The organism is Halomonas garicola (assembly GCF_055382465.1).
Genome location: NZ_AP043931.1, coordinates 2,244,422 through 2,265,668, shown reverse-complemented (window position 1 = coordinate 2,265,668; position 21,247 = coordinate 2,244,422). Strand labels below are relative to the sequence as shown.

General features: G+C 65.9%; 18 protein-coding genes. 12 read left to right on the top strand and 6 right to left on the bottom strand.

The features are described from left to right. Positions 1-244: 244 nt before the first annotated feature. From ACZ46Y_RS10905 to ACZ46Y_RS10895, 3 genes are all read left to right on the top strand, one after another. On the top strand, positions 245-1,861 hold the full coding sequence (locus ACZ46Y_RS10905) for a cell division protein ZipA (RefSeq protein ID WP_311956838.1): 1,617 nt from the start codon (positions 245-247) through the stop codon (positions 1,859-1,861). Between the two features lie 132 nt (positions 1,862-1,993). Next, complete coding sequence (gene ligA, locus ACZ46Y_RS10900; protein ID WP_311956839.1) at positions 1,994-4,075, top strand: NAD-dependent DNA ligase LigA; 2,082 nt, start codon at positions 1,994-1,996, stop codon at positions 4,073-4,075. A 13-nt stretch (positions 4,076-4,088) separates the two neighbouring features. Beyond that, positions 4,089-4,364 (top strand): YheU family protein, encoded by a 276-nt coding sequence (locus ACZ46Y_RS10895; RefSeq protein ID WP_311956840.1) that lies wholly within the window; start codon positions 4,089-4,091, stop codon positions 4,362-4,364. A gap of 24 nt (positions 4,365-4,388) precedes the next feature. Here ACZ46Y_RS10895 and mnmC read toward each other — a convergent pair whose 3' ends face one another. Together mnmC and ACZ46Y_RS10885 are read right to left on the bottom strand one after the other, a co-directional pair. After that, a complete protein-coding gene (gene mnmC, locus ACZ46Y_RS10890; protein WP_311956843.1) occupies positions 4,389-6,416 on the bottom strand; it encodes a bifunctional tRNA (5-methylaminomethyl-2-thiouridine)(34)-methyltransferase MnmC2/FAD-dependent 5-carboxymethylaminomethyl-2-thiouridine(34) oxidoreductase MnmC1 in 2,028 nt (675 codons plus the stop codon). A gap of 176 nt (positions 6,417-6,592) precedes the next feature. Beyond that, positions 6,593-6,892, bottom strand: a complete 300-nt coding sequence (locus tag ACZ46Y_RS10885) for a YciI family protein (RefSeq protein WP_311956845.1) — start codon at positions 6,890-6,892, stop codon at positions 6,593-6,595. 173 nt (positions 6,893-7,065) lie between these two features. Here ACZ46Y_RS10885 and ACZ46Y_RS10880 point away from each other — a divergent pair, with 173 nt between their 5' ends. Together ACZ46Y_RS10880 and ACZ46Y_RS10875 are read left to right on the top strand one after the other, a co-directional pair. Then, positions 7,066-7,965 carry a PHP domain-containing protein gene (locus ACZ46Y_RS10880; protein WP_311956847.1) on the top strand — a complete coding sequence of 300 codons (900 nt, stop codon included), beginning with the start codon at positions 7,066-7,068 and terminating at the stop codon, positions 7,963-7,965. A 59-nt stretch (positions 7,966-8,024) separates the two neighbouring features. After that, positions 8,025-8,651 (top strand): L-threonylcarbamoyladenylate synthase, encoded by a 627-nt coding sequence (locus ACZ46Y_RS10875; RefSeq protein WP_311956850.1) that lies wholly within the window; start codon positions 8,025-8,027, stop codon positions 8,649-8,651. Here the strand turns inward: ACZ46Y_RS10875 and ACZ46Y_RS10870 are convergent. Then, on the bottom strand, positions 8,648-9,547 hold the full coding sequence (locus ACZ46Y_RS10870; protein ID WP_311956852.1) for an ion transporter: 900 nt from the start codon (positions 9,545-9,547) through the stop codon (positions 8,648-8,650). The two genes, ACZ46Y_RS10875 and ACZ46Y_RS10870, sit on opposite strands and share 4 nt — an antisense overlap. Before the next feature lie 92 nt (positions 9,548-9,639). Next, positions 9,640-10,548, bottom strand: coding sequence for a CYTH domain-containing protein (locus ACZ46Y_RS10865; protein ID WP_311956855.1), 909 nt, complete (start codon positions 10,546-10,548; stop codon positions 9,640-9,642). A gap of 170 nt (positions 10,549-10,718) precedes the next feature. Here ACZ46Y_RS10865 and ACZ46Y_RS10860 point away from each other — a divergent pair, with 170 nt between their 5' ends. The 3 genes from ACZ46Y_RS10860 (at position 10,719) to argA (ending at position 14,141) form a co-directional block, all read left to right on the top strand. Continuing rightward, entirely contained in the window at positions 10,719-11,399 is a 681-nt protein-coding gene (locus ACZ46Y_RS10860) for a TIGR00153 family protein (RefSeq protein WP_311956858.1), read from the top strand. Positions 11,400-11,412: 13 nt separating this feature from the next. Further along, entirely contained in the window at positions 11,413-12,681 is a 1,269-nt protein-coding gene (locus ACZ46Y_RS10855) for an inorganic phosphate transporter (RefSeq protein ID WP_311956860.1), read from the top strand. Between the two features lie 146 nt (positions 12,682-12,827). After that, positions 12,828-14,141, top strand: coding sequence for an amino-acid N-acetyltransferase (gene argA, locus ACZ46Y_RS10850; protein WP_311956863.1), 1,314 nt, complete (start codon positions 12,828-12,830; stop codon positions 14,139-14,141). Positions 14,142-14,143: 2 nt separating this feature from the next. On the opposite strand, the gene xseA is transcribed toward argA, so the two are convergent. Continuing rightward, positions 14,144-15,487 (bottom strand): exodeoxyribonuclease VII large subunit, encoded by a 1,344-nt coding sequence (xseA, locus tag ACZ46Y_RS10845; RefSeq protein ID WP_311956865.1) that lies wholly within the window; start codon positions 15,485-15,487, stop codon positions 14,144-14,146. A gap of 224 nt (positions 15,488-15,711) precedes the next feature. On the opposite strand from xseA, the gene guaB reads away from it, so the two are divergent. The 4 genes from guaB (at position 15,712) to ACZ46Y_RS10825 (ending at position 19,728) form a co-directional block, all read left to right on the top strand. Then, positions 15,712-17,181, top strand: coding sequence for an IMP dehydrogenase (gene guaB, locus ACZ46Y_RS10840; RefSeq protein ID WP_311956868.1), 1,470 nt, complete (start codon positions 15,712-15,714; stop codon positions 17,179-17,181). A 63-nt stretch (positions 17,182-17,244) separates the two neighbouring features. Next, a complete protein-coding gene (guaA, locus tag ACZ46Y_RS10835; RefSeq protein WP_311956871.1) occupies positions 17,245-18,822 on the top strand; it encodes a glutamine-hydrolyzing GMP synthase in 1,578 nt (525 codons plus the stop codon). Positions 18,823-18,838: 16 nt separating this feature from the next. Then, a complete protein-coding gene (locus ACZ46Y_RS10830) occupies positions 18,839-19,576 on the top strand; it encodes a zeta toxin family protein (protein WP_311956872.1) in 738 nt (245 codons plus the stop codon). A 2-nt stretch (positions 19,577-19,578) separates the two neighbouring features. Next, positions 19,579-19,728, top strand: coding sequence for a hypothetical protein (locus ACZ46Y_RS10825; RefSeq protein ID WP_311956874.1), 150 nt, complete (start codon positions 19,579-19,581; stop codon positions 19,726-19,728). A gap of 91 nt (positions 19,729-19,819) precedes the next feature. Here ACZ46Y_RS10825 and ACZ46Y_RS10820 read toward each other — a convergent pair whose 3' ends face one another. Next, positions 19,820-21,076, bottom strand: a complete 1,257-nt coding sequence (locus ACZ46Y_RS10820; protein ID WP_311881765.1) for an ISL3 family transposase — start codon at positions 21,074-21,076, stop codon at positions 19,820-19,822. Positions 21,077-21,247: the final 171 nt, after the last annotated feature.

Sequence of the window (21,247 nt, the reverse complement as noted above, 5' to 3'; positions counted from 1 at the left end):
AGAAAGTATTTGAGATAGCGTTCGAGAAAGTATTTGAGATAGCGTTCGAGAAAGTATTCAGCATGGCATATTCAAACGCGCGGTAAAGCGTAGCGGTAAATAGCAACGTGACAACGGCAGCGGCAAACAAGAAGCTGTAATTTTATACAGCATAACACGACAACGAGGCTTTGCCACCGGTGAAGGCAATCGGTAAAAGCAGCCGGCAGCATCAAGCCGGAAAACGACCCATGGAAAGTGCGACATGGAACTAAGAGAGTGGCTAATCATTTTAGGGCTGGCGCTGGTTTCGCTCATCGTCATTGACGGCGTGCGCCGGCTTCAGCGCCAGCGTCGGGTTCCGCGTCTGGATCAGGCACGGGGCAGCGCCGATGCGCAGGGCAAGACCGATGCCCGGGACCCTGAAGCCGCCGCGCGCCACGCCGAGCTCGACTGGGAGCTGCCCAACGGCGGCGCCCGGGTAGTGAGCCCGGCGGATTACAGCAACCTGGCCGAAAAGCCGCCGCTCGAGCGCCAGGAACCCGAGCACCCCGGTCCTTCGCGGGTGTTTGCGGAGTCGCGCCGTTCAAGGTTTACCGCCCCCCGCCGCGAGCCGCGCGCTTCGGCCGAGCCGGAAATGGCGATGCCCGAAACTGCCACGCAGCCCACGGCCACGCCCCAGCAGGAGCCCACGCTCGGCGCCGTTCCGCCGCAGCCGGCAGCGCCACAGGCGCCGGCCGACACCGCCGAGGCGCAGCCTGCGCCCGAGCCTGAACGAGAAAGAGAGCAAGAAAAAGAGCAGGCGCCCGAGGAGGAAGCACCGGCCGCTTCCGGCTTCGCCCTGCGCGCCGAGGCCGAAGACGCCCGGGCGCATCAGGTTAGCTACCGCCCGGCGTCGCGCCGCCAGCTGCGCAGCGATACCGTGGGCGAATACGACGACGAGGATGAGGAAGAGTACCGGCTGGTGGATATCGAGGGCATGGGCCGCTCGGTGAAAAAACGCCTTGTCCAGCGCCGCCGGGCACGGCAGGAGGCGAAAAAGCGCCGCCAGGAAGACAAGGCCCGGCGCGCCGATGTCCAGGCCAGGGAGCAGGCCGAACGCCAGGCGCGCAGGCAGCAGGAGCAAGAAGAGAAGCAGCGTCGGCAGGAGGCGCAGCTGGCTGCCAAAGCCGAGCAGGATCGTCTGGCCGCGGAGCAGGAACAGGCCCGTGAAGCCGCGGAGCAAGAACAGGCCCGTGAAGCCGCAGAGCGTCAGCGGCAGGCAGAAGAGGCTCGCCGTGCGCCAACTCAGGAAGCACCCGAGGAGGCTCCGGAGGCCGCCTACCCGCCCGAGGACGACTTCCGCCCGGCAAGCCAGCCGGCCATGGAGCCGATTCTCGAGAAGGCCCTGCGCAACGACGTCCCCGGCGGCTACGCCCGCAAGACGCTCACCGACGCCGACGAGCTCATCGTCATCAGCGTGATGTCCCGGGACGCCGAGGGCTTTGACGGCCTTCGCCTGCTCGAGCTGCTGATGGCCTGCGGGCTGCGCTATAGCCAGGGGCTGGGCGTTTTCCACCGCTTCGAAACCGAAAGCGAGGACAGCGAGCTGCAGTTTTCCATGGTCAACGTGGTCAAGCCGGGATCGTTCCCGGTGGAAGAGGGCGCGCCCTTCACCTGCCCGGGCATCACCTTTTTGATGCCGCTGCCCGGCGCCGAGGAGAGCGCCGCCGCCTTTGAAGCCATGGTAGAAACCGCCATGGTCGTGGTGCGCCACATGGGCGGCGAGCTCAAGGACGAAAACCACAGCGTAATGACCGCGCAAACCATCGAGTTTGCCCGCCAGCAGGTCCACGAGTTCGAGCGCCGCCACCGGCTGCACCGCCAGCTGCAGGCGCAGTAAAAGCCCGCACCGACGCATTTGTTATTGCACCCGCCCATGAGAGGCGGGTGTTTTTGTTTTATTATGGCGTGCGGTTTACGAGACGCCTGAATTTTCCACTGCCCCTTATTTTTACTCGCGTAAGAGATTCCCATGTGCTCATCTGATTCATCGTCGCCGCCCGCCGCCGTGCGCGACGAGGCCCGGACGCTGCGCGCCGCACTTGACGACGCCAACTATCGCTACTACGTGCGCGACGAGCCGACGCTCACCGACGCCGACTACGACCGCAAGCTGCGCCGGCTGCAGAGTCTTGAGGCCGACTACCCGGCGCTGGTGACCGCTGACTCGCCCACCCAGCGGGTGGGCGCGCCGCCGGCGGATGGCTTCCCCGAAGTCGAACACGCCGTGCCCATGCTCTCGCTTGCCAACGCCTTCAACCGCGAAGACGTCTTTGCCTTTGCCGAGCGCGTGGCCGAACGGCTGGAAGGCACGGCGGAAGAGGTCACCTTCACCGCCGAGCCCAAGCTCGACGGCGCGGCGGTATCGCTGGTCTACGAGCGCGGCGAGCTTGCTAGCGGCGCGACCCGGGGCGACGGGCGTACCGGCGAGGACATCACCTCCAACCTGCGCACCCTGCGGTCGGTGCCGCTGGTTTTGCGCGGCGACGGCGTGCCGGATCTGCTTGAGGTCCGCGGCGAGGTGATCATGCGCCACTCGGGCTTCGAGGCGCTCAACGCCCACGCCAGGGAAACCGGTGCCAAGGTGTTTGCCAACCCGCGCAACGCCGCCGCCGGCAGCCTGCGCCAGCTGGACCCGGCGGTAACCGCGACCCGGCCGCTGGAGTTTCACGCCTACCAGGCCGCGCGCATTGAGCCCGACCAGGGCGATGCCTCCCACAGCGAGCTGATGGCGCGCCTTTCCCGGCTGGGGTTTCGGACCAGCCGCGAACTTGAAATCCTCAAGGGGCCAAAGGCCGTGGCCGACTACTGCGAAGCGCTGGGCGAGCGCCGCGAGGGTCTGGGTTTTGATATCGACGGCGCGGTGATCAAGGTCAACGACCTGCGCCAGCAGCGCGAGCTGGGCTTTGTTGCCCGGGCGCCGCGCTGGGCCACGGCCTGGAAGTTTCCCGCCCAGGAAGAAACCACGCGCCTCGACGACGTCGAGTTTCAGGTCGGGCGCACCGGCGCGATTACCCCGGTGGCGCGGCTCGCGCCGGTGACGGTGGCCGGGGTGACCGTGTCCAATGCTACCCTGCACAACGCCGACGAAATCGCCCGGCTCGACGTGCGCATCGGCGATACGGTGACGATCCGCCGGGCCGGCGACGTTATCCCCCAGGTGGTGCGGGTGGATGTGGACAGGCGGCCCGACGATGCCCGGGAGATCGTTTTTCCCGCGCGCTGCCCGGTGTGCGACTCGGAGGTCGAGCGCCACGAGGGCGAGGTGGTAGCGCGCTGCTCCGGCGGGCTTTTCTGCCCGGCCCAGCGCAAGGAAGCGCTCAAGCACTTTGCCAGCCGCCGGGCGCTGGATATCGACGGGCTGGGCGAAAAGCTCATCGATCAGCTGGTAGAAAACGGCTGGGTGGAAACCCCGGCGGATCTGTTCGCGCTTTCCGTCGAGCGGCTGAAAACCCTGCCGCGCATGGCCGAGAAGTCCTCACAGAACCTGGTTGAGGCGCTGGAAAGCGCCAAAGCTACCACCCTTGCGCGCTTTATCTACGCGCTGGGGATCCGCGAGGTGGGCGAGGCCACCGCCGCCGGCCTGGCCGCGCACTTTGGCACCCTCGATGCCCTGCAGTCCGCCGCTCAGGCCGACCTTGAAGGCGTCAACGACGTCGGGCCGGTAGTCGCCGCCCACGTGCATACCTTTTTCCGCCAGCCGCACAACCGGGAGACCGTGGCCGCCCTGCGCGAGGCCGGGGTGCACTGGGACGAGCAGGAAGTCACCGCCGGCCCCACGCCCCTGGCGGGGCAGACCTGGGTGCTCACCGGCACTTTGGAGAGCATGACTCGGGACGAAGGCAAGGCGCGCCTCCAGGCGCTGGGGGCCAAAGTGGCCGGCAGCGTGTCGAAGAAAACCGCCTGCGTGGTCGCCGGCGACGCGGCGGGAAGCAAGCTTGCCAGGGCCGAAGAGCTGGGGGTCGAGGTGCTGGACGAAGCCGGTTTCGTCGCCCGGCTGGGTGACTGGGAAGCAGGCGAGCCGGATACCGCGACCCCGGACGCAGGTCAGTAAACAGGAGCTTTGGATGAGCCGCTTTATCGAAGTGCCGGCGCGGATGCTGCCGGCGGATACTCTGAACGCGCTGCTGGAAGCCTTTGTCACCCGCCAGGGCTACGACACCACTGACACCACCGGCGCCGGCATGGCCGGCTGGGTCGAGGAGCTAAAGGGCCAGCTCGAGCGGGGTGAGCTGCTGATCGCCCACGACGTAGAGCTTGAGATGACCGAGGTGATGACCCTTGAGCAGTGGCGCCGCTTCGGCCGGGATATCGCCGACGACGAGGAAGAGGGCGATATTTAGCCGTTGCGATATGTCGCCGTTTTATTACCGACCGCCGGCGCCGCGCTCGAGGGCGCGGATCAGCCGCCGGCCGGGGTGCAGGTGGTCGGCGAGCGGACCTTCCACGGGCAGCGGCTCGTCGCAGATTCGTGAGGCGATGACCTCGGCGCACAGCGGCGCGCTTGATAGCCCCCGGGAGCCGTGGGCAGCGCTGATCCACAGGCCGGGATGGTGCGGCCCCGGCGCGCTGAACGACCGGGTGGCGTCCTTGGCCAGGGCGGCGTAGACCTCGCGCCAGGCGTCGGCGTTAGGCACCGGGCCGGCGTAGGGGGTTTTGTCCGGGCTGGCCGCACGAATGCCGGCCCGGCCCCCCATACGCGCCGGGTCAAGCTCGGCGCCGGCCTCCTCGAGCGCGTGATACAGCGCCGGCAGCATGCCTTGAAGCTCGCCGAGATTACCGGCGTGGTCCTCCGCGCGCATGCCGGCGTCGGTCTCGTTGGGCACAAAGCTCGCGCCGACGGTGAGCACGCCGTCGAGCGCCGGCGGGGCGTAGCCCTTGGCGCACACGACCTCTTCCGGGCCCGCTACGCCGTCGGGCAGCGGTATTTCGCTGACCTGGCCGCGCACCGGCTGAAGCGGCAGCGCCTCGGCCTGGGCAAAGCGGTTGGCCAGCTGGGCGCTGGCGATAACCACCTGGTCGGCATAGAGCGCCTGGCCGCTGGCCAGAACCACGCGCCAGCCGCCGTTTGCCTGCTCGAGCGCGACGGCCTCGCCGTATTCAAGCGTAATGCCGGGGTGCTCAAGCAGCCGCTGACACAGCGCCGCCGGGCGCACCCAGCCCGCCTGCGAATAATAAAGCCCCTGCTCGGCGGGGGTGTCCTCGCCGACGCTTTTCCGCCAGTTCGGCGGCTCCCGCAGCGTTACCAGCTCCGCCGGTAGCGGGTGGTTGGCGCAAAAGCGCCGCTGGCGGGCGGCTTCTTTCTCGCCCAGCGCCAGCTGGAGCACCCCGCTTGGCTGCCACAAGGTATGGCCGGGGTCGAGGGTCTCCAGCCAGCGGCGGCTGTGTTCGAGCCCGGCGAGGTAAAAGCGGCTTTGCACGTTGGTGTCCGCCGCCAGCTTGACGTAAAGCGCGCCCTGGCGGTTGCCCGAGCCGCCCGCCGCCGGCGCGGTTTTTTCCACCACGGTAACGTTCACCCCGCGCCGGGCGAGCGCCTCGGCGACGCTCGCCCCGGCAATACCCGCGCCGATAACGACGGCGCTTTGCGCCGCCCGGACAGCGGGCGGGATAAACCAGGGCGTGGCCTGCCGCCGCGTATCGGCGGGCGGAGCGTCGATGTGGCCGGCGAGCATCTCGCGCTTGCGCCCGAACCCGGGCACTTTCTTCCACGTAAAGCCCGCCGCCGCGAGGCCGCGCTTGACCACGCCGGCGCAGGTAAAGGTAGCAAAGGTGGCGCCCGGGCGGGAGCGCGCGGCCATGGTATTAAATAGATCCGGCTGCCACATGCCGGGGTTCTGCGCCGGGGCAAAGCCGTCGAGAAACCAGGCATCCACACGGCCGTCGAGAAGCCCCAGCCGCTCGGCGGCGTCGCCAAAATGCAGGTCCAGGGTGACGCGCTCGTCCAGCCGCAGCCGGTGAACGCCGGCGACGGCGTTCGGCCACTGGCGGCACAGCGATTCGGCGTAAGCGCCGAGCTCGGGCCAGGCGGCGAGCGCCCGGGCGAGGCTTGCGCGCTCAAGCGGGTACTTTTCTGTGGATATCAGGTGCAGCCGGGCGCCGGGCGGGGCGTGGCGGGCAAAGCAGGCCCAGGCGCAAAGCATGTTCAGGCCGGTGCCAAAGCCGGTCTCGCCGATGACAAAGGCGCGAGGCTCGCGCCAGGCGGTAAAGCGCTCGGGTAGGCGATTGGCGTCAAGGAAGACGTGTTCGGTTTCCGCGCGCCCGTCCTGGCGGGAAAAGTACACGTCATCAAAGGCTTGGGAGTGCGGCGCGCCGTTTTCCCAGTCAAGCACCGGGCGCTCGAGGGCCTCAAGCGCGGGCAGGGGAGGAAAGCGCAGTTCGCCGTTTGCGTGGGTCACGAAAGCATCCGCCGTGGGGTAAGAAATGGTTAAAAAATAAACAATCTGTTGAGCCGGGCGCGACTTCTGCCCTGGAGCAAAGCGTCCGCCGGCTTTTCACAGAGTTTTCCACAGCCTTTGTGAAAAACGTGCCCTTGTGTTCAACCAGCGAAACGACGTCGCCCAACGGCGCCGCTTCAGGGCAGCACTTTATTGAACGGCTTGACGCTGACCCAAGCATAGACGCCGGCGATTACGTAAGGGTCGGCGTCGGCCCAGGCCCGGGCGGCGTCGAGGCTTTCAAACTCGGCCACCACTAGGCTGCCGCTGAAGCCCGCCTCGCCGGGGCTGTCGGCGTCGATGGCCGGATGGGGGCCGGCCAGCACCAGGCGGCCTTCGTCGCGCAGGGCTTCGAGCCGGGCCAGGTGGTCCGGGCGAGCGGCCAGGCGGCGCTCCAGGCTCTGTTCGATGTCTTCGCTGATGATGGCGTAAAGCATGGGGATAACTCCTCGAAAGGGAAGCAGTGGACAGGGCGCAATTGACCGCTCTGGCCCGAGCCCGCACTATGGCGGCATAGCCGTGGCGCAGCGCGCCGCCAGACATTTGCGTTCTGACACGCGATGTTCTGACAAGCGGTATTCTGACAAACTCCTTACACGGCGTCATGCCCATGTCTTTATTACTGTCGCCTTTATCACTGCCCGCCACTCTGGACGCCGATCGCCGCTACCCGCTGGATTTCCACATGCACTCCACGGCGTCGGACGGGGCGCTGTCGCCCACCGAGCTGGTGGCGCTGTGCGCCGAGCGCGGCCTTGAGCAGATGGCGCTTACCGACCACGACACCATGGACGGCGTGGCCGAGGCGGCAGCGGCGGCGCGGGAGGCGGGCATCGGTTTTATGCCGGGAAGCGAGCTTTCTACCCGCTGGCAGGGCGTGGGCATTCACGTGGTGGCGTTAATGCCCGACGGCGCACTAAGCCCGCTGGCCGAGGGGCTCGAGCGCCAGCGCCTGGCGCGCATCGAGCGGGCCGGCGTCATCGCCGAGCGGCTGGAAAAGGCCGGCCTGACCGACGCCCTGGCCAAGGCGCGCGCCCAGGCGGGCAGCGATCGCCCGCTGGGCCGGCCGGACTTCGCCCGGGCGCTGGTGGCCGACGGCCTGGTGAAAGACTTTCCCGAGGCGTTCAAGCGCTATCTTGGCAGCGGCAAGAAGGGCGATGTAAAAGCCCAGTGGCCGGAAATCGGCGAGGCCGTGGGTTGGATTGTGGACGCCGGCGGCGTCGCCGCGCTGGCGCACCCGCTGCGCTACGGCCTGACCCGGCGCAAGCGCGGCCTGCTGATGGACAGCTTCGCTGATGCCGGCGGCCAGGCGGTGGAGCTGGTCAGCGGCCAGCAGAACCCGGACGCCACCCGGGACCTGGCGCGCCAGCTGGTGGAGCGCGACATGCACGCCTCCATCGGCAGCGACTTTCATTCCCCCGGCGGCCACGCCGCGCCGGGCAGCATGAGCGTGGTGCCGCGCACCGCGGCACCGCCGATATGGCAGCATCCGCGGCTGCGTCTGAGGTAAAAAGGCCTTTTAACAACACGCAGTTAATAACACGCTGTTGACAACAAGGAGAGGCGACAATGAGCCAGTTTTTTCAGATCCATCCGGAAAATCCGCAGAAGCGTCTGATCGACCAGGCGGTGGAGATTGTCCGCAAGGGCGGGGTGATCGCGTATCCCACCGACTCGGGCTATGCCCTGGGCTGCCACCTGGGCGAAAAGAAGGCCATCGAGAAGATCAAGTGGCTGCGCTCGCTTGACCAGAAGCATAACTTTACCCTGGTGTGCTCGGACCTTTCCGAGATCGGCACCTACGCCAAGCTGGACAACGCCGAGTTCCGCCTGCTCAAGGCGCATACCCCCGGGCCCTATACCTACATCCTCACGGCGACCAGCGAAGTGCCGCGCCTGCTGCTGCATCCCAAGCGCCGCTCCATCGGCGTGCGCGTTCCCGACCACCCGATCACCAACGCGCTCATCAGCGCCCTGGGTCAGCCGCTGATGAGCGTGACGCTGATCCCCGTGGACGACGACCTGCCGATGACCGATCCCGAGGATATCCGCGAGCGCTTCGGTGCGCATCTGGACCTGATCATCGACGGCGGCGCCTGCCACCTGGAGCCCACCAGCGTGATCGACCTGCGCGAGCTGCCGCCGGTGATCGTTCGCGAAGGGCGCGGGGACGTTACGCACTTTCGCGAGTACTAGGTGTCCGTGGCGGGCGGGGTGTCGTCGGTATCGGCGTCCTTGTCCTGGGCCAGGCGCGGGTCTTCGCTGTTTTCATCCAGCCAGGTGCCGCACAGCAGGCAGTAGTAGGCGCGCTTTTCGTGGTGGTCGTGGCCGCAGCCGGGGCAGGCTTCGTCGGAGTAGCGCTCGGCGCGGATGGAGCGGATCACCTGGGCGGAAAACACCCCGGTGGGCACGGCGATGATCGAATACCCCAGCAGCATCAGCAGCATGGTGATCGCCTGGCCCAGCGCGGTGACGGGCACGATGTCGCCGTAGCCCACCGTGGTCATGCTCACAATGGCCCAGTAGATCGACCGAGGGATGCTGGAAAAGCCCGCCGAGTCCGGCTCAATGGTGTACATCAGCGCGGCAAACAGCGTCACCACCATGAGAATGCTCAAAAAGAACAGCAGGATCTGGTGAGTGCTGCGCTTCACCGCGTCCAGCAGCAGCTGCGCCTCGCCGACGAACTCCATCAGCCGCAGGATGCGGAAAATCCGCAGCACCCGCAGCAGGCGGATGATCACCAGCCCCTGGGAGCCGGGGATGACCAGCACCAGCCAGGCGGGGAGGATCGCCAGTATATCGACGATGCCGTAAAAGCTCTTGAGGTACAGCGACGGCCGCTCCAGGCAGTAAATCCGCACCGCCAGCTCCAGAGTAAACAGCACCGTAAGCGTCCATTCCACATAGCTGAACAGCGTGCCGAAGCGATGGTGGTAGACGAGGACGCTGTCCAGCAGAATGGCCGCGGTGCCCAGTAGAATGGTGGCGATCAGGGCGATATCGAAGCCCTTGGCAGCGGGCGTGTCGGACTCGAAAATAATGTGGAAGAGGCGCGTGCGTAGCCCCTCCGCGCCGGGTGTCAGTTCCATGGAGCTTCCCTTCAGTATCATGCCCGCCTAGCGCCGGCGTCGGCCCGGCGAGCGGCGTCTGCCGGGGTCGTGGGTAAATCGCTCAGGCCAGCTTAGCGCAGCGGCGCGCTCCGGGCGAAATAGCGGGCAAGCGCGAGTGCGGCCTGGCCGAAGGCGACGGTGGGCTGGCCGTCCTCACCCAGCTCGCCGGATAGGCGCCGGGCCAGGGCCCGCTCCTCGCCGGCCAGCTGATGATGGCCGGCAAGCTCGGCCAGGGCGCGATGCGCCGCTTGAAAGAAATCCGCCCGGCCGCTGTCATGGCCGGCGTCCAGGGCGAGCAGGGCAAGGTGGAACCGGTCAGCGGCCGTTTGCGCGTCGGGCAGCGGCCAGTCGCCCTTGCCAAGCGCCTCGCCCCGGGCGGCCTTGCTGCTGTCCGAGGGGCGCAGCGCCGCGGTGCCGGCAAGCTCGTCGGCCATTTCCCATAGGGCATCCGGACTGCCGGCCTTGAGCTCAAGCTCCAGCTCGCGAATGGGCGCGCGGCCATCGCCGGCGATGATCTCGCCTTCGTCCAACGCCACTTCTACCACGCTGTGGCGATGGCGCACTTCATAGCGCCGGCGGCTGAAATCGGTGCGCAGCTGCGGGGCAAGCCGCGGCAGAACGTCGCCCTTGAGCGCCTTGATCGGGGCCAGCTCGGCAAGCCCGCCGAGGTCCAGCGCGTCGCCGGCCACTTCCCATTCCCATTCGTTTCTTGTGGACAGCCCGCCGCCGCCGTGGCCGGCGGTTTTCAGCGTTTGCAGGGTAATGCCGTTGACCCGGCGCAGCCGCAGCGCCATGCGGGCCGCGGCCAGGGTACCGGCGGGCGTATCGAAGTAGGTGTTGGCAAGCGCAGAGACGTCCGGGGCGCTGGCGGTTAGCAGCGGATGGCGAACAAGACGCTCGGAGGCGCCGGGGGCGAGCGCCAGCTTGAGTTCGATCTCCCGGGGGGCCGGCGCGTCCGTCTGGGGGGCTGAGTGGGGCATGGCGTGTCCTATCGCGTTAGGTGGCAGTCGGGTTCTATATGACAGCCGGGTGAAGTTTTTATGAACCGGCGAAGTTTTTGTGACGCTGGCAGGGCCAGTCTTTATACTGGCGCCTGCCGTTTTCGGGCTTTTCGACACTAGGTTTTTCCACAACAGGCTTAAAGGCTTTTATGGTTACCTCGAATCCTTTTTCCGCAATGTTTGGCCGCTCGCCATTCCAGCCGCTGCTGGCACACATCGTCAAGGCGAACGAATGTGCCGATCAGCTCCTGCCGTTTTTTGAAGCGACCCTCGCCAGTGACTGGGACAGCGCCGCCAAGCTGCGCGAAAGCGTCACCCGCCTGGAGCACGAGGCCGACGAGCTCAAGACCGAGCTGCGCCTGAACCTGCCCAACACCATGTTTCTGCCGGTGTCGCGCTCGGATCTGCTCGACCTGATCAGCGTACAGGACAAGATCGCCAACAAGGTGCGCGACATTACCGGCATCATGCTCGGGCGCAAGATGCGGGTGCCCGAGTCGCTGGCCGGCCCCATGCGCGACTACATCCGCACCAGCGTAAAGTGCGTAGCCCAGGCGCGCCAGGCGCTGGAGGAGCTTCAGGAGCTATTGGATTCGGCCTTCGGCCGCAACGTCGCCGACGTCATGCAGAACATGATCCGCGAGCTTCACGTGCTGGAGAATCAGACCGACGGCCAGCAGGTCGCCATTCGCCGTCAGCTGTTTGAGCTGGAAGACGAGCTGCCCCCAGTGGACGTGGTCTTTCTCTACAAGATCATCGACGGTATCGGCGAGCTTTCCGACCGCGCCGAGCGCGTGGGCAGTCGTCTGCAGATTCTCACCGCGCGCTAGCTAAGGGGGCAGCATGCAGGTTATCGCACAGCACGGCGAGGTTCTTATTCTCCTGGCCTGCGCGTTCGGTTTTTTCATGGCCTGGGGCGTGGGCGCCAACGACGTGGCCAACGCCATGGGCACCTCGGTGGGCTCTCGGGCCATCACCATCAAGCAGGCCATCGTCATTGCGGTGATCTTTGAGTTTCTCGGCGCCTGGCTTGCCGGCGGCGAGGTGACCAACACCATCCGCAAGGGCATTATTGACCCTGAGCTTCTGGAAAACGATCCGCACCTGCTGGTCTACGGCATGCTCGCCGCGCTGCTGGCGGCGGGCACCTGGCTTTTGATGGCCTCGCTCAAGGGCTGGCCGGTGTCGACCACGCACTCGATCGTGGGGGCCATCGTCGGCTTTGCCGTGGCGGGCCTTGGCGCCTCCACGGTTGACTGGGGCGCGGTGGCCACCATTGCCGCCAGCTGGGTGATCTCACCGATGCTTGCCGGCACCGTGGGCTTTGTGCTGTTCAAGTCGGTGCATATGCTGATTTTTGACGCCCGCGACCCGCTCGCGGCGGCCAGGCGCTACGTGCCGTTCTACATGTTTCTGGTCGGCTTCATCGTCGCCATGGTGACCATGACCAAGGGGCTCAAGCACGTCGGCCTGCACATCAGCTTTCTGCAAGGTCTGGGGTTCTCGGCCGTGGCGGGGCTGATCGTCACCGGTATCGGCATGCTGCTCGAGCGGCGGGTGAAGTATGTGCACACCTACGAAGACCAGTTCGGCTATGCCAACGTCGAAAAAGTGTTCGGCGTGCTGATGCTGTTTACCGCCTGCGCCATGGCCTTTGCCCACGGCTCCAACGACGTCGCCAACGCCGTGGGACCGCTGGCGGCGGTGATCAACGTGGTGCAAAGCGGCGGCGAGATCGGCGGGGCATCGATGGTGCCCTGGTGGGTGCTGGTACTCGGCGGCGGCGGTATCGTGGTGGGTTTGGTCACCTACGGCCACAAGGTGATCGCCACCGTGGGCACGCGCATCACCGAGCTAACGCCCAGCCGCGGCTTTGCCGCAACCCTGGCGGCGGCGGCGACGGTGGTGCTGGCCTCGGGCACCGGCCTGCCGATTTCCACCACCCATACCCTGGTCGGGGCGGTGCTCGGGGTGGGTCTTGCCCGGGGCATGACCGCGCTCAACCTGCGAGTGCTGGGGACCATCGCCATGTCCTGGCTGATTACCCTGCCCGCCGGTGCCGGCCTTGCGATCCTCTTCTTCTTCATGTTCAAGGGGATGTTCGGCGCCTGATCGAGCGCTGGGTGTCGGCCTGTCTTGCGGCGCCTGCGGGCGCCGCTGTTTTTTGTCGGTCGCGAAACCTTGTGTTGCCTGACCGCTCTGTTTTCTAATCCCGGCTGTCACCTTGACATGAACAGCCGCTGCCGGAGAGCCTGCCCGTGGACACTCGCTTCCCCTTTGTTGACTGGTTTCGTCACGCGTCGCCGTACATCAACGCGCACCGCGGGCGAACCTTTGTCATCCTGGTGGAGGGCGAGGCGCTGGGCTCCGAGCGCGGCGAGCAGCTGATCCAGGATCTGGCGCTGCTGCATACACTGGGCGTGCGCCTGACGCTGGTGTTCGGTATCCGCCCCCAGGTGCAGGCAGCGCTCGAGACTGACGGCATTGAGCCCCAGCGGAGCGGCGGCCGCTGGGTGGCCGATGCCGACGTCATGCGCCGGGTGGAGCAGGTCGCCGCCCGGCTGCGGCTGTGGCTCGAGGCGCGGCTGTCGCTGGGGCTGCCCAGCACGCCGCTGCACGGGGTAGAGCTGGGGGTGGTCTCGGGCAACCTGGTTACCGCCAAGCCGCTGGGCGTGCGCGAGGGCATCGACTTTGACCACAGCGGCGAGGTGCGCCGGGTGCGCGCCGGCGCGGTGGAAGGGCTGCTGGAGCAGGGCTCGCTGGTCCTGCTGCCGCCGCTGGGATTCTCCAGCACGGGCGAAGTGTTCGACCTCGACGCCGCCGAAGTGGCCCGCCACGCCGCCGTAGCGCTCGAGGCCGACAAGCTGATTTTGCTGGGTGATTCCGACGGGCTGCGCGATGCCCACGGCACGCTGCTGCGCCAGCTGTCGCCCGCCGAGGCTGCGCCGCTTCTCGAGCAGGCCGCCCCGGGCAGCGAGCTTGCCCGCCACCTTCAGGCCGCCTGCACGGCGGCTCGGGAAGGCGTGGCGCGCACGCACCTGTTGTCCTGGCGCAACCAGGAGGCGCTGCTGGGCGAGCTGTTTACCCGGGACGGCGTGGGCACCATGATCACCCGCCACCGCTACGAGCAGCTGCGCCCGGCGACGCTTGCCGACGTTGCCGGGCTTTTGGAGCTGCTCGAGCCGCTTGAGCAGCGCGGCATGCTGGTGGCCCGCTCCCGGGAGCGACTCGAGCACGAGATCGACGACTATCTGGTCATCGAGCGCGACGGCATGGTCATCGGCTGCGGGGCGCTGCAGCTATTTACCGGGGTGGACATAGCCGAAATCGCCTGCGTGGCGGTGCACCGCGACTACCGCGGCGGCGCCCGGGGCGAGCGGCTGGTCGAGGCGCTTGAGGAGCGCGCCGGCAAGCGCGGCATCGGCTCGCTTTTTGTGCTCACCACCCACAGCGTCCACTGGTTTGCCGAGCGCGGCTTTCGCCCGGCGAGCCTGGACGACCTGCCGCCGCTCAAGCGCGACGCCTATAATCACGCGCGCAAGTCCAAAGTGCTGGTCAAGACGCTGGGCTAACCTTATGTTTTGTATCGTCTCTTCACTTCCACGCTCAGCGAGCCTTCGCCCAGGCGCAGCTTAAGCCGCTGGCCGGGCTCGGTATCCGCCGCCCGGCGGACGATGCGCCCCTGGCTGTTCTGGGGAATGGCGTAGCCGCGGCTGAGTACCGCAAGCGGGCTCACCGCGTTGAGCGCGCGCAGGGTGCCGCCCAGGCGGGTTTGGCGCGCTTCCAGCTGCTGATGAATAGCGGCTTCCAGCCGGCCGGCAAGCCCGGCCAGGCGCTCGCTTTCCTGCCGGTGGCGGCGGTCGAGGCGATGATTTTTCAGGCGCTTTTCCAGCCCGGCCAGCGCGCTCTGGCGCTCGGCCAGGCTTTTGTGCGCGGCGCGCGCAAGCCGCAGACGCAGGGCGTTTAGCCGCTGGCGGTTGTGGTCAAGCACCTCGCCCGGGTGGCGCAGCCGGGCGCGCAGGGCGTCCAGGCGCTGGCTGTCGCGCTCCAGGCGTGCCTGAATGGCGCGGTCAAGGCGGCGGCGCTGGCCGGCGAGTTCGGCGACCAGGCTTTCGCGGTCGGGCACCAGCTGCTCGGCGGCGGCGGAGGGCGTGGGAGCGCGCCGGTCGGCGGCAAAGTCGGCAAGCGTGGTATCCACCTCGTGGCCCACCGCGGACATCACCGGCAGCCGCGAGTGCTGAATGGCCCGGGCCAGGTGTTCGCTGTTGAACGCCCAGAGATCTTCCAGGCTGCCGCCGCCCCGGGTAATCAGCACCGCGTCTTTCTCCGCATCCAGGCGCGGCTGGCGGTTCAGTAGCCCCAGCGCGGCGATCATCGCCGGCGCCGCCTGGTCGCCCTGTACCGGCACGGGAATCACCGTCACTTCCACTAGCGGCCAGCGCTTTTCCAGTACCGCCAGCACGTCGCGCACCGCCGCTCCGGTGGCTGAGGTCATCACCAGCAGCCGCCGGGGCGGGAAGGGCAGCGGCCTTTCGTTGGTGAATACGCCCTCGGCGTCGAGCGCTTTTTTCAGCCGCTCGAAGGTCGCCAGCAGCTCGCCGATGCCCGCCGCCTGTACCGCCTCCACGATCAGCTGGTAGTCGCCCCGGGGTTCGAACAGCGACACCCGGGCGCGCACCCTGACCTGATTGCCGTCGGCGAGCGTAGCCCCGACGAAGCGCGCTCGGGTACGAAACAGCGCGCAGCGCACCTGGGCGCCGTCATCCTTGAGGGTGAAATACACGTGCCCCGAGGCCGGGGTGGCGACGTTGGATAGCTCGCCCTCGACCCAGACCTCGCCCAGCCCGCGCTCCAGCGAGCGGCGCGCCTGCTGGTTCAGCTGGGTGACGGAAAGCGGTGACGCGGACTCGGCGGTCATGGCGGCTCGATAGTGGTGGTGAAAGTTGTAGTGAAAACTGTATAAGCGGTCAGGAAAAACGCCCTGAGACAAAGGTCGTAACGCCTTCCCCGACACCGCGGCCAAACGCAGTCGCAGCGCCGTCATCATGCGCTTTTGGATTGCCGAAAAGCCGGGCGGAACGCTACAATAAGCGATTATCCTTTCACGCCCCATCTTCCCACTTCAACCTGGGTGTTGCCGCTATGCTACGTATGGCCCAAGAAGCGCTGACGTTTGACGACGTTCTCCTCGTTCCCGGTTTTTCCGACGTATTGCCCAACGACGTCAACCTCAGAACCCGCCTGACCCGGGATCTCGCGCTCAATATCCCGCTGGTCTCGGCGGCGATGGATACCGTCACCGAAGGGCGGCTGGCGATCGCCATGGCCCAGGAAGGCGGCATCGGCATCATCCACAAGAACATGACCGTGGCCCAGCAGGCGCTGGAAGTGCGCAAGGTCAAAAAGCACGAAAGCGTGATCGTCAACGACCCGGTCACCGTGGGCCCCAAGGCCAAGCTCGCGGACCTTTTGACCCTGGCTCGGGAAAACGGCTTTTCCGGCTTCCCGGTCATTGAGGGCGAGACGCTGGTGGGGCTGGTCACCGAGCGCGACATGCGCTTTCAGCCCAACCACGGCGACAGCGTATCCGACATCATGACCCCGCGCGAGCGCCTGGTTACCGTGCCTGAAGGCACCAGCCTCGACGTCATCAAGGCGAAGATGCAGGAGCACCGGGTCGAGAAGATGCTGATGGTGGGCGACGACTTCCGCCTGCTCGGCCTGGTGACGTTCCAGGATATCGAAAAAGCCCGCACCTATCCCATGGCCGCCAAGGACAGCGACGGCCGCTTGCTGGTGGGAGCCGCCGTCGGCACCGGCGCGGAAACCCCGGACCGCATTGCCGCCCTGGCCGAAGCCGGCGTGGACGCGGTCATCGTGGATACCGCTCACGGCCACTCCCAGGGCGTGATCGAGCGGGTGCGCTGGGTCAAGCAGACTTTCCCGCAGATCCAGGTCATCGGCGGCAACATCGCCACCGCCGACGCGGCCAGGGCCCTGGCCGACGCCGGCGCCGACGGCGTCAAGGTAGGCATCGGCCCCGGTTCCATCTGCACCACTCGGGTGGTCGCCGGCGTGGGCGTGCCGCAGATTACCGCGGTCTCCAACGTTGCCGCGGCGCTTGAGCCCTACGATATTCCGCTGATCGCCGACGGCGGCGTGCGCTTTTCCGGGGATCTGGCCAAGGCCGTAGCCGCCGGCGCCAGCACGGTGATGGTCGGCGGGTTGCTCGCCGGCACCGAAGAGGCCCCGGGCGAGGTCGAGCTCTACCAGGGGCGGACCTACAAGGCCTACCGCGGCATGGGCTCCATGGGTGCGATGTCCCAGAGTCAGGGCAGCGCCGACCGCTACTTTCAGGACCCCGGCGCCAGCGCCGAAAAGCTCGTGCCCGAGGGCATCGAAGGCCGGGTGCCCTACAAAGGCATGATGGGCGCCATCGTCCACCAGATGATGGGCGGGCTGCGCGCCTCCATGGGCTATACTGGCTGCCGCGATATCCAGCAGATGCGCACCCTGCCCGAGTTCGTCAAGATCACCGGCGCCGGCTTCAACGAGTCCCACGTTCACGACGTGCAGATTACCAAGGAAGCCCCCAACTACCGCGCCGGCTAGTACGGCACGCTCGCCATACGGCGGCGGGGCGAGCCTGCCGCCCGCTTTTCAAGAGACTCCGCGATGACTGATATCCACGCCCACAAGATCCTGATTCTTGATTTTGGCTCCCAGTATACCCAGCTGATCGCCCGCCGCGTGCGCGAGCTCGGGGTGTATTCCGAGGTGCGCGCCTTCGATATGACCGAGGCCGAAATCCGCGAGTACAGCCCCAACGGCATCATCCTCGCCGGCGGGCCGGAGTCGGTGGCGGAGCTTGATTCTCCCCGGGCGCCGGACTGCGTGTTTTCCCTGGGCCTTCCGGTATTCGGCATCTGCTACGGCATGCAGACCATGGCCGAGCAGCTGGGCGGCCGGGTGGAAGGCTCCAACAAGCGCGAGTTCGGCTTCGCCGAGGTGGGCATCGACGCCGAGACGGCGCTGTTCGAGGACATCGCCGACCGTATGGATACCGACTCCGGCAAGCGCACCCTGGAAGTGTGGATGAGCCACGGCGACAAGGTGGCCGAGGTGCCGGCGGAATTCACCGTCACCGCCTCCACGCCGAGCTGCCCGATCGCCGCCATGAGCTGGGAAGAAAAGCGCTTTTACGGCGTGCAGTTCCACCCCGAGGTCACGCACACCCTTCAGGGCCAGCGCATTCTCGAGCAGTTTGTCGTGGGCATTTGCGGCGCGGAAACGAACTGGACGCCGGCCCAGATCATCGAAGACCAGGTCAGTCGGGTGCGCGACCAGGTAGGCAACCGCCACGTGCTGCTGGGGCTTTCCGGTGGGGTAGATTCCTCCGTGGTCGCGGCCCTTCTGCACCGCGCCATCGGCGACCAGCTCACCTGCGTATTCGTCGACAACGGCCTTTTGCGCAAGGACGAAGGCGAGCAGGTGATGGAAACCTTCGCCAGCCACATGGGCGTGAAGGTCATCCGCGTGGATGCGGAAAAGCGCTTTCTCGACAAGCTCGCCGGCGAGCCCGACCCCGAGGCTAAGCGCAAGATCATCGGCAACACCTTTATCGAAGTGTTCGACGAAGAGGCCGCCAAGATCGACGATGTGGACTTCCTCGCTCAGGGTACTATCTACCCCGACGTGATCGAGTCCGCCGCTTCCAAGACCGGCAAGGCTCACGTGATCAAGTCCCACCACAACGTCGGCGGGCTGCCCGAGACCATGAAGCTCAAGCTGGTCGAGCCCCTGCGCGAGCTGTTCAAGGATGAAGTGCGCCGGCTCGGCGTCGAGCTCGGCCTGCCGGCGGACATGGTCTACCGCCATCCCTTCCCCGGGCCGGGCCTGGGCGTGCGCATCCTCGGCGAGGTAAGAAAGGAATACGCCGACATCCTCCGCGAAGCCGACGCCATCTTCATCGAAGAGCTGCGCAACGCCGGCTGGTACGACAAGACCAGCCAGGCCTTTGCCGTCTTCCTCCCGGTCAAGTCCGTCGGCGTGGTCGGCGACGGCCGCCGCTACGAATGGGTCATCGCCCTGCGCGCGGTGGAAACCGTCGACTTCATGACCGCCCGCTGGGCCCACCTGCCGTACGAGCTTTTGGAAACCGTCTCCAACCGCATTATCAACGAGATGGAAGGCGTCTCTCGTGTCACCTACGACGTCTCTTCCAAGCCCCCCGCGACCATCGAGTGGGAGTGAGGAGACGCTTTAGGCCATGAGCTGCGACGGTGATATTCAGGCTGAAGCGCTGGTCTTTGCCAGGCGGAACAAGCAGCAAATCGCTCGCAAGTGGACAGACAAGGTGCGATACGCCCCTGAAGAACAGCCCGTCTCGATTTTCATGGCGGGCTCCCCTGGGGCGGGAAAGACGGAAGTTTCAAAGGAATATGTGGCCGCCATCGACGAGCTCAAGGCAGAAGGATTTGCTGGTCTGGGTAGCATCCTGCGCATCGACCCTGATGACTTACGGGAAGAGCTTCCAGGTTACACAGGCAGTAACTCTTGGCTGTTCCAAGGGGCCGTGTCGATCCTGGTAGAGAAAATCCACGACCTGATGCTGAAGCAGCGTCAGTCGTTCATTCTGGATGGGACACTTGCCAGCCTCGAGGTGGCACAAAAGAACATCGAGCGCTCGTTACGGAAAGGCAGGGATGTACAGATATTCTTTGTATATCAGCACCCTGGCCTTGCATGGCAGTTCGTGTGCAGTCGTGAGCAAGTCGAAGGGAGAAATATTCCGCTGGGTGGGTTTGTCCGGCAATTCCTAGGCGTCCAGGACGCTCTGCGGCGTATCAAGCAGGAATACGGTGCCCAAGTGATGCTGGACATGATCATCAAGAACAACGATGGTACGAATCAGCACTGGGAGACGGATATCGACTCGGTTGATGACTATTTGCCCGAGCACTACACTCATGAACGGCTGAAAAGTCTGCTCGTAGGTGAGGATTGATAATGAAGCATCATGTCGCGAAATCGACCCCTCTGACCCATTTTGCGCGAAACGCGACGGCGGAGCAGAAGCAAGCGTTGCGCAACAAGGTGATCAACAACGCCATTGCTCGCCAGAAACGCGTGCTTGAACAGGCCAGTGAGCAACACTGACGGGCGACCATAGCGTGCAACTGTTGGGTTGCTATCGGTGTTGCCCAACGAGAACCCGCCAAACGGCGGGTTTTTTGGGTTCTTCGTCGTTTCATGTGGATTTGGCCTGATCGAACAGGCGCCCCACCGGGCTGCCAATCAGGTAGATCATGGCGATGAAGTTGGCTTCGTTCCGGTAACCCCGTGCGCGTGACCGAGCCGCCTGAAACAGACCGTTCATGCCTTCCAGTCGTGCGTTCGTCAGTCCCGAAATCCAACGCCTGACCACCGCATCGGCGTGGCGCTCCAACGTCGCCAGGGCCTTTCCCATCGGCTTCAGCAATGGCTTCTCCGAGACCGCCGCCTTCATGACCCTGAGGTAGTGCGTGATGCGCCATCGAGCCGCTCGTGGCGTCGGCGCCTTCTGGATCCAGCGCAGCTTCTCCTTGATCACCCAGGCATCGGACGTGGCGCTCTGGTCAGCCACCAGCTCCTGGAGAGCCGCCAGCTGCTTGGGCGTCAGGTTCTCGTTGTCCAGGCTCTTCAGCAGGGCCCAGCGCAGCGACTTGGGGTGTTCCTGCTCGCGGCGCTCCTTCTTGCGCACCTCGTCTAGCCGCTTGGTGAAGGTCTGCACGATATGGAACCAGTCGACCGTGACCTCGGCCTTGGGAAGGTACTCAGCCACGCCGCTGAGGAAGGCTTGTGACATGTCGCAGACGACCTCGACCACGTTGTCCGGATCGCCGCCATGGGCCGCCAGGAAGGCGCTAAAGGCCTTGATGGCGTCCTTGCCGTGGCCGGGGACGGCGAAGATCACCGGTTCCTGCTTGCGTTGCATATCAAGGAACACCGTCACATAGCGCTGGCCACGCCGGGACGCGGTTTCGTCCACGCCAACGGTGGCCACGTTGCTCAGATCCAGCTGCCCCAGCATCCGACCGACGTAGTGATGCACGATGCGCCACAGCCGCTTGTCGGAGATCTCCAGCTGTCGGGAGACGGCCAACACCGGCATCTCCTTGACCAGTGACATGGCCGCCTGCTCGAACAGCAGGGTGAAGTCGCTGCCCGGCCTCGCCCAAGGGACCTCGATACGCTTGACGCCATGCTCCGGGCACTTGGTACGCGGCACGCGAGCATGCAAGTAGCAGTGATGCTGGAAGAAGTTCAGGTGCCGCCACGTCTTGTCAGCGAAGTCATGAGCCGGACAGGCCTCGCCGCACTCAGGGCAGGGGTAGAGGCTGCCACGCTCGGCCTCGACGTAGAGGTCCAGACGGTGGGGCGATACGGAGGTGTCCAGGTGCTGGTCCTTGAGAATCCAGGGCGCTTCCAAGCCCAGGCCGAGGGTCAGAATCTGGGTGCCGTCCATGTCATACCTCCTGTCGTCGTGGAGGTCATATTCTGGCCCAGCTCAGGGGGCGAATTCCACACCCAACGACGAAGAGCCGTTTTTTGTGGGAGAAGCAGCGTCTTTTGGTTAAGGTAGTTGCGCAATAGCGACGCCTTTTGGTTACATTCCAACGATATATAGCGGTCATAC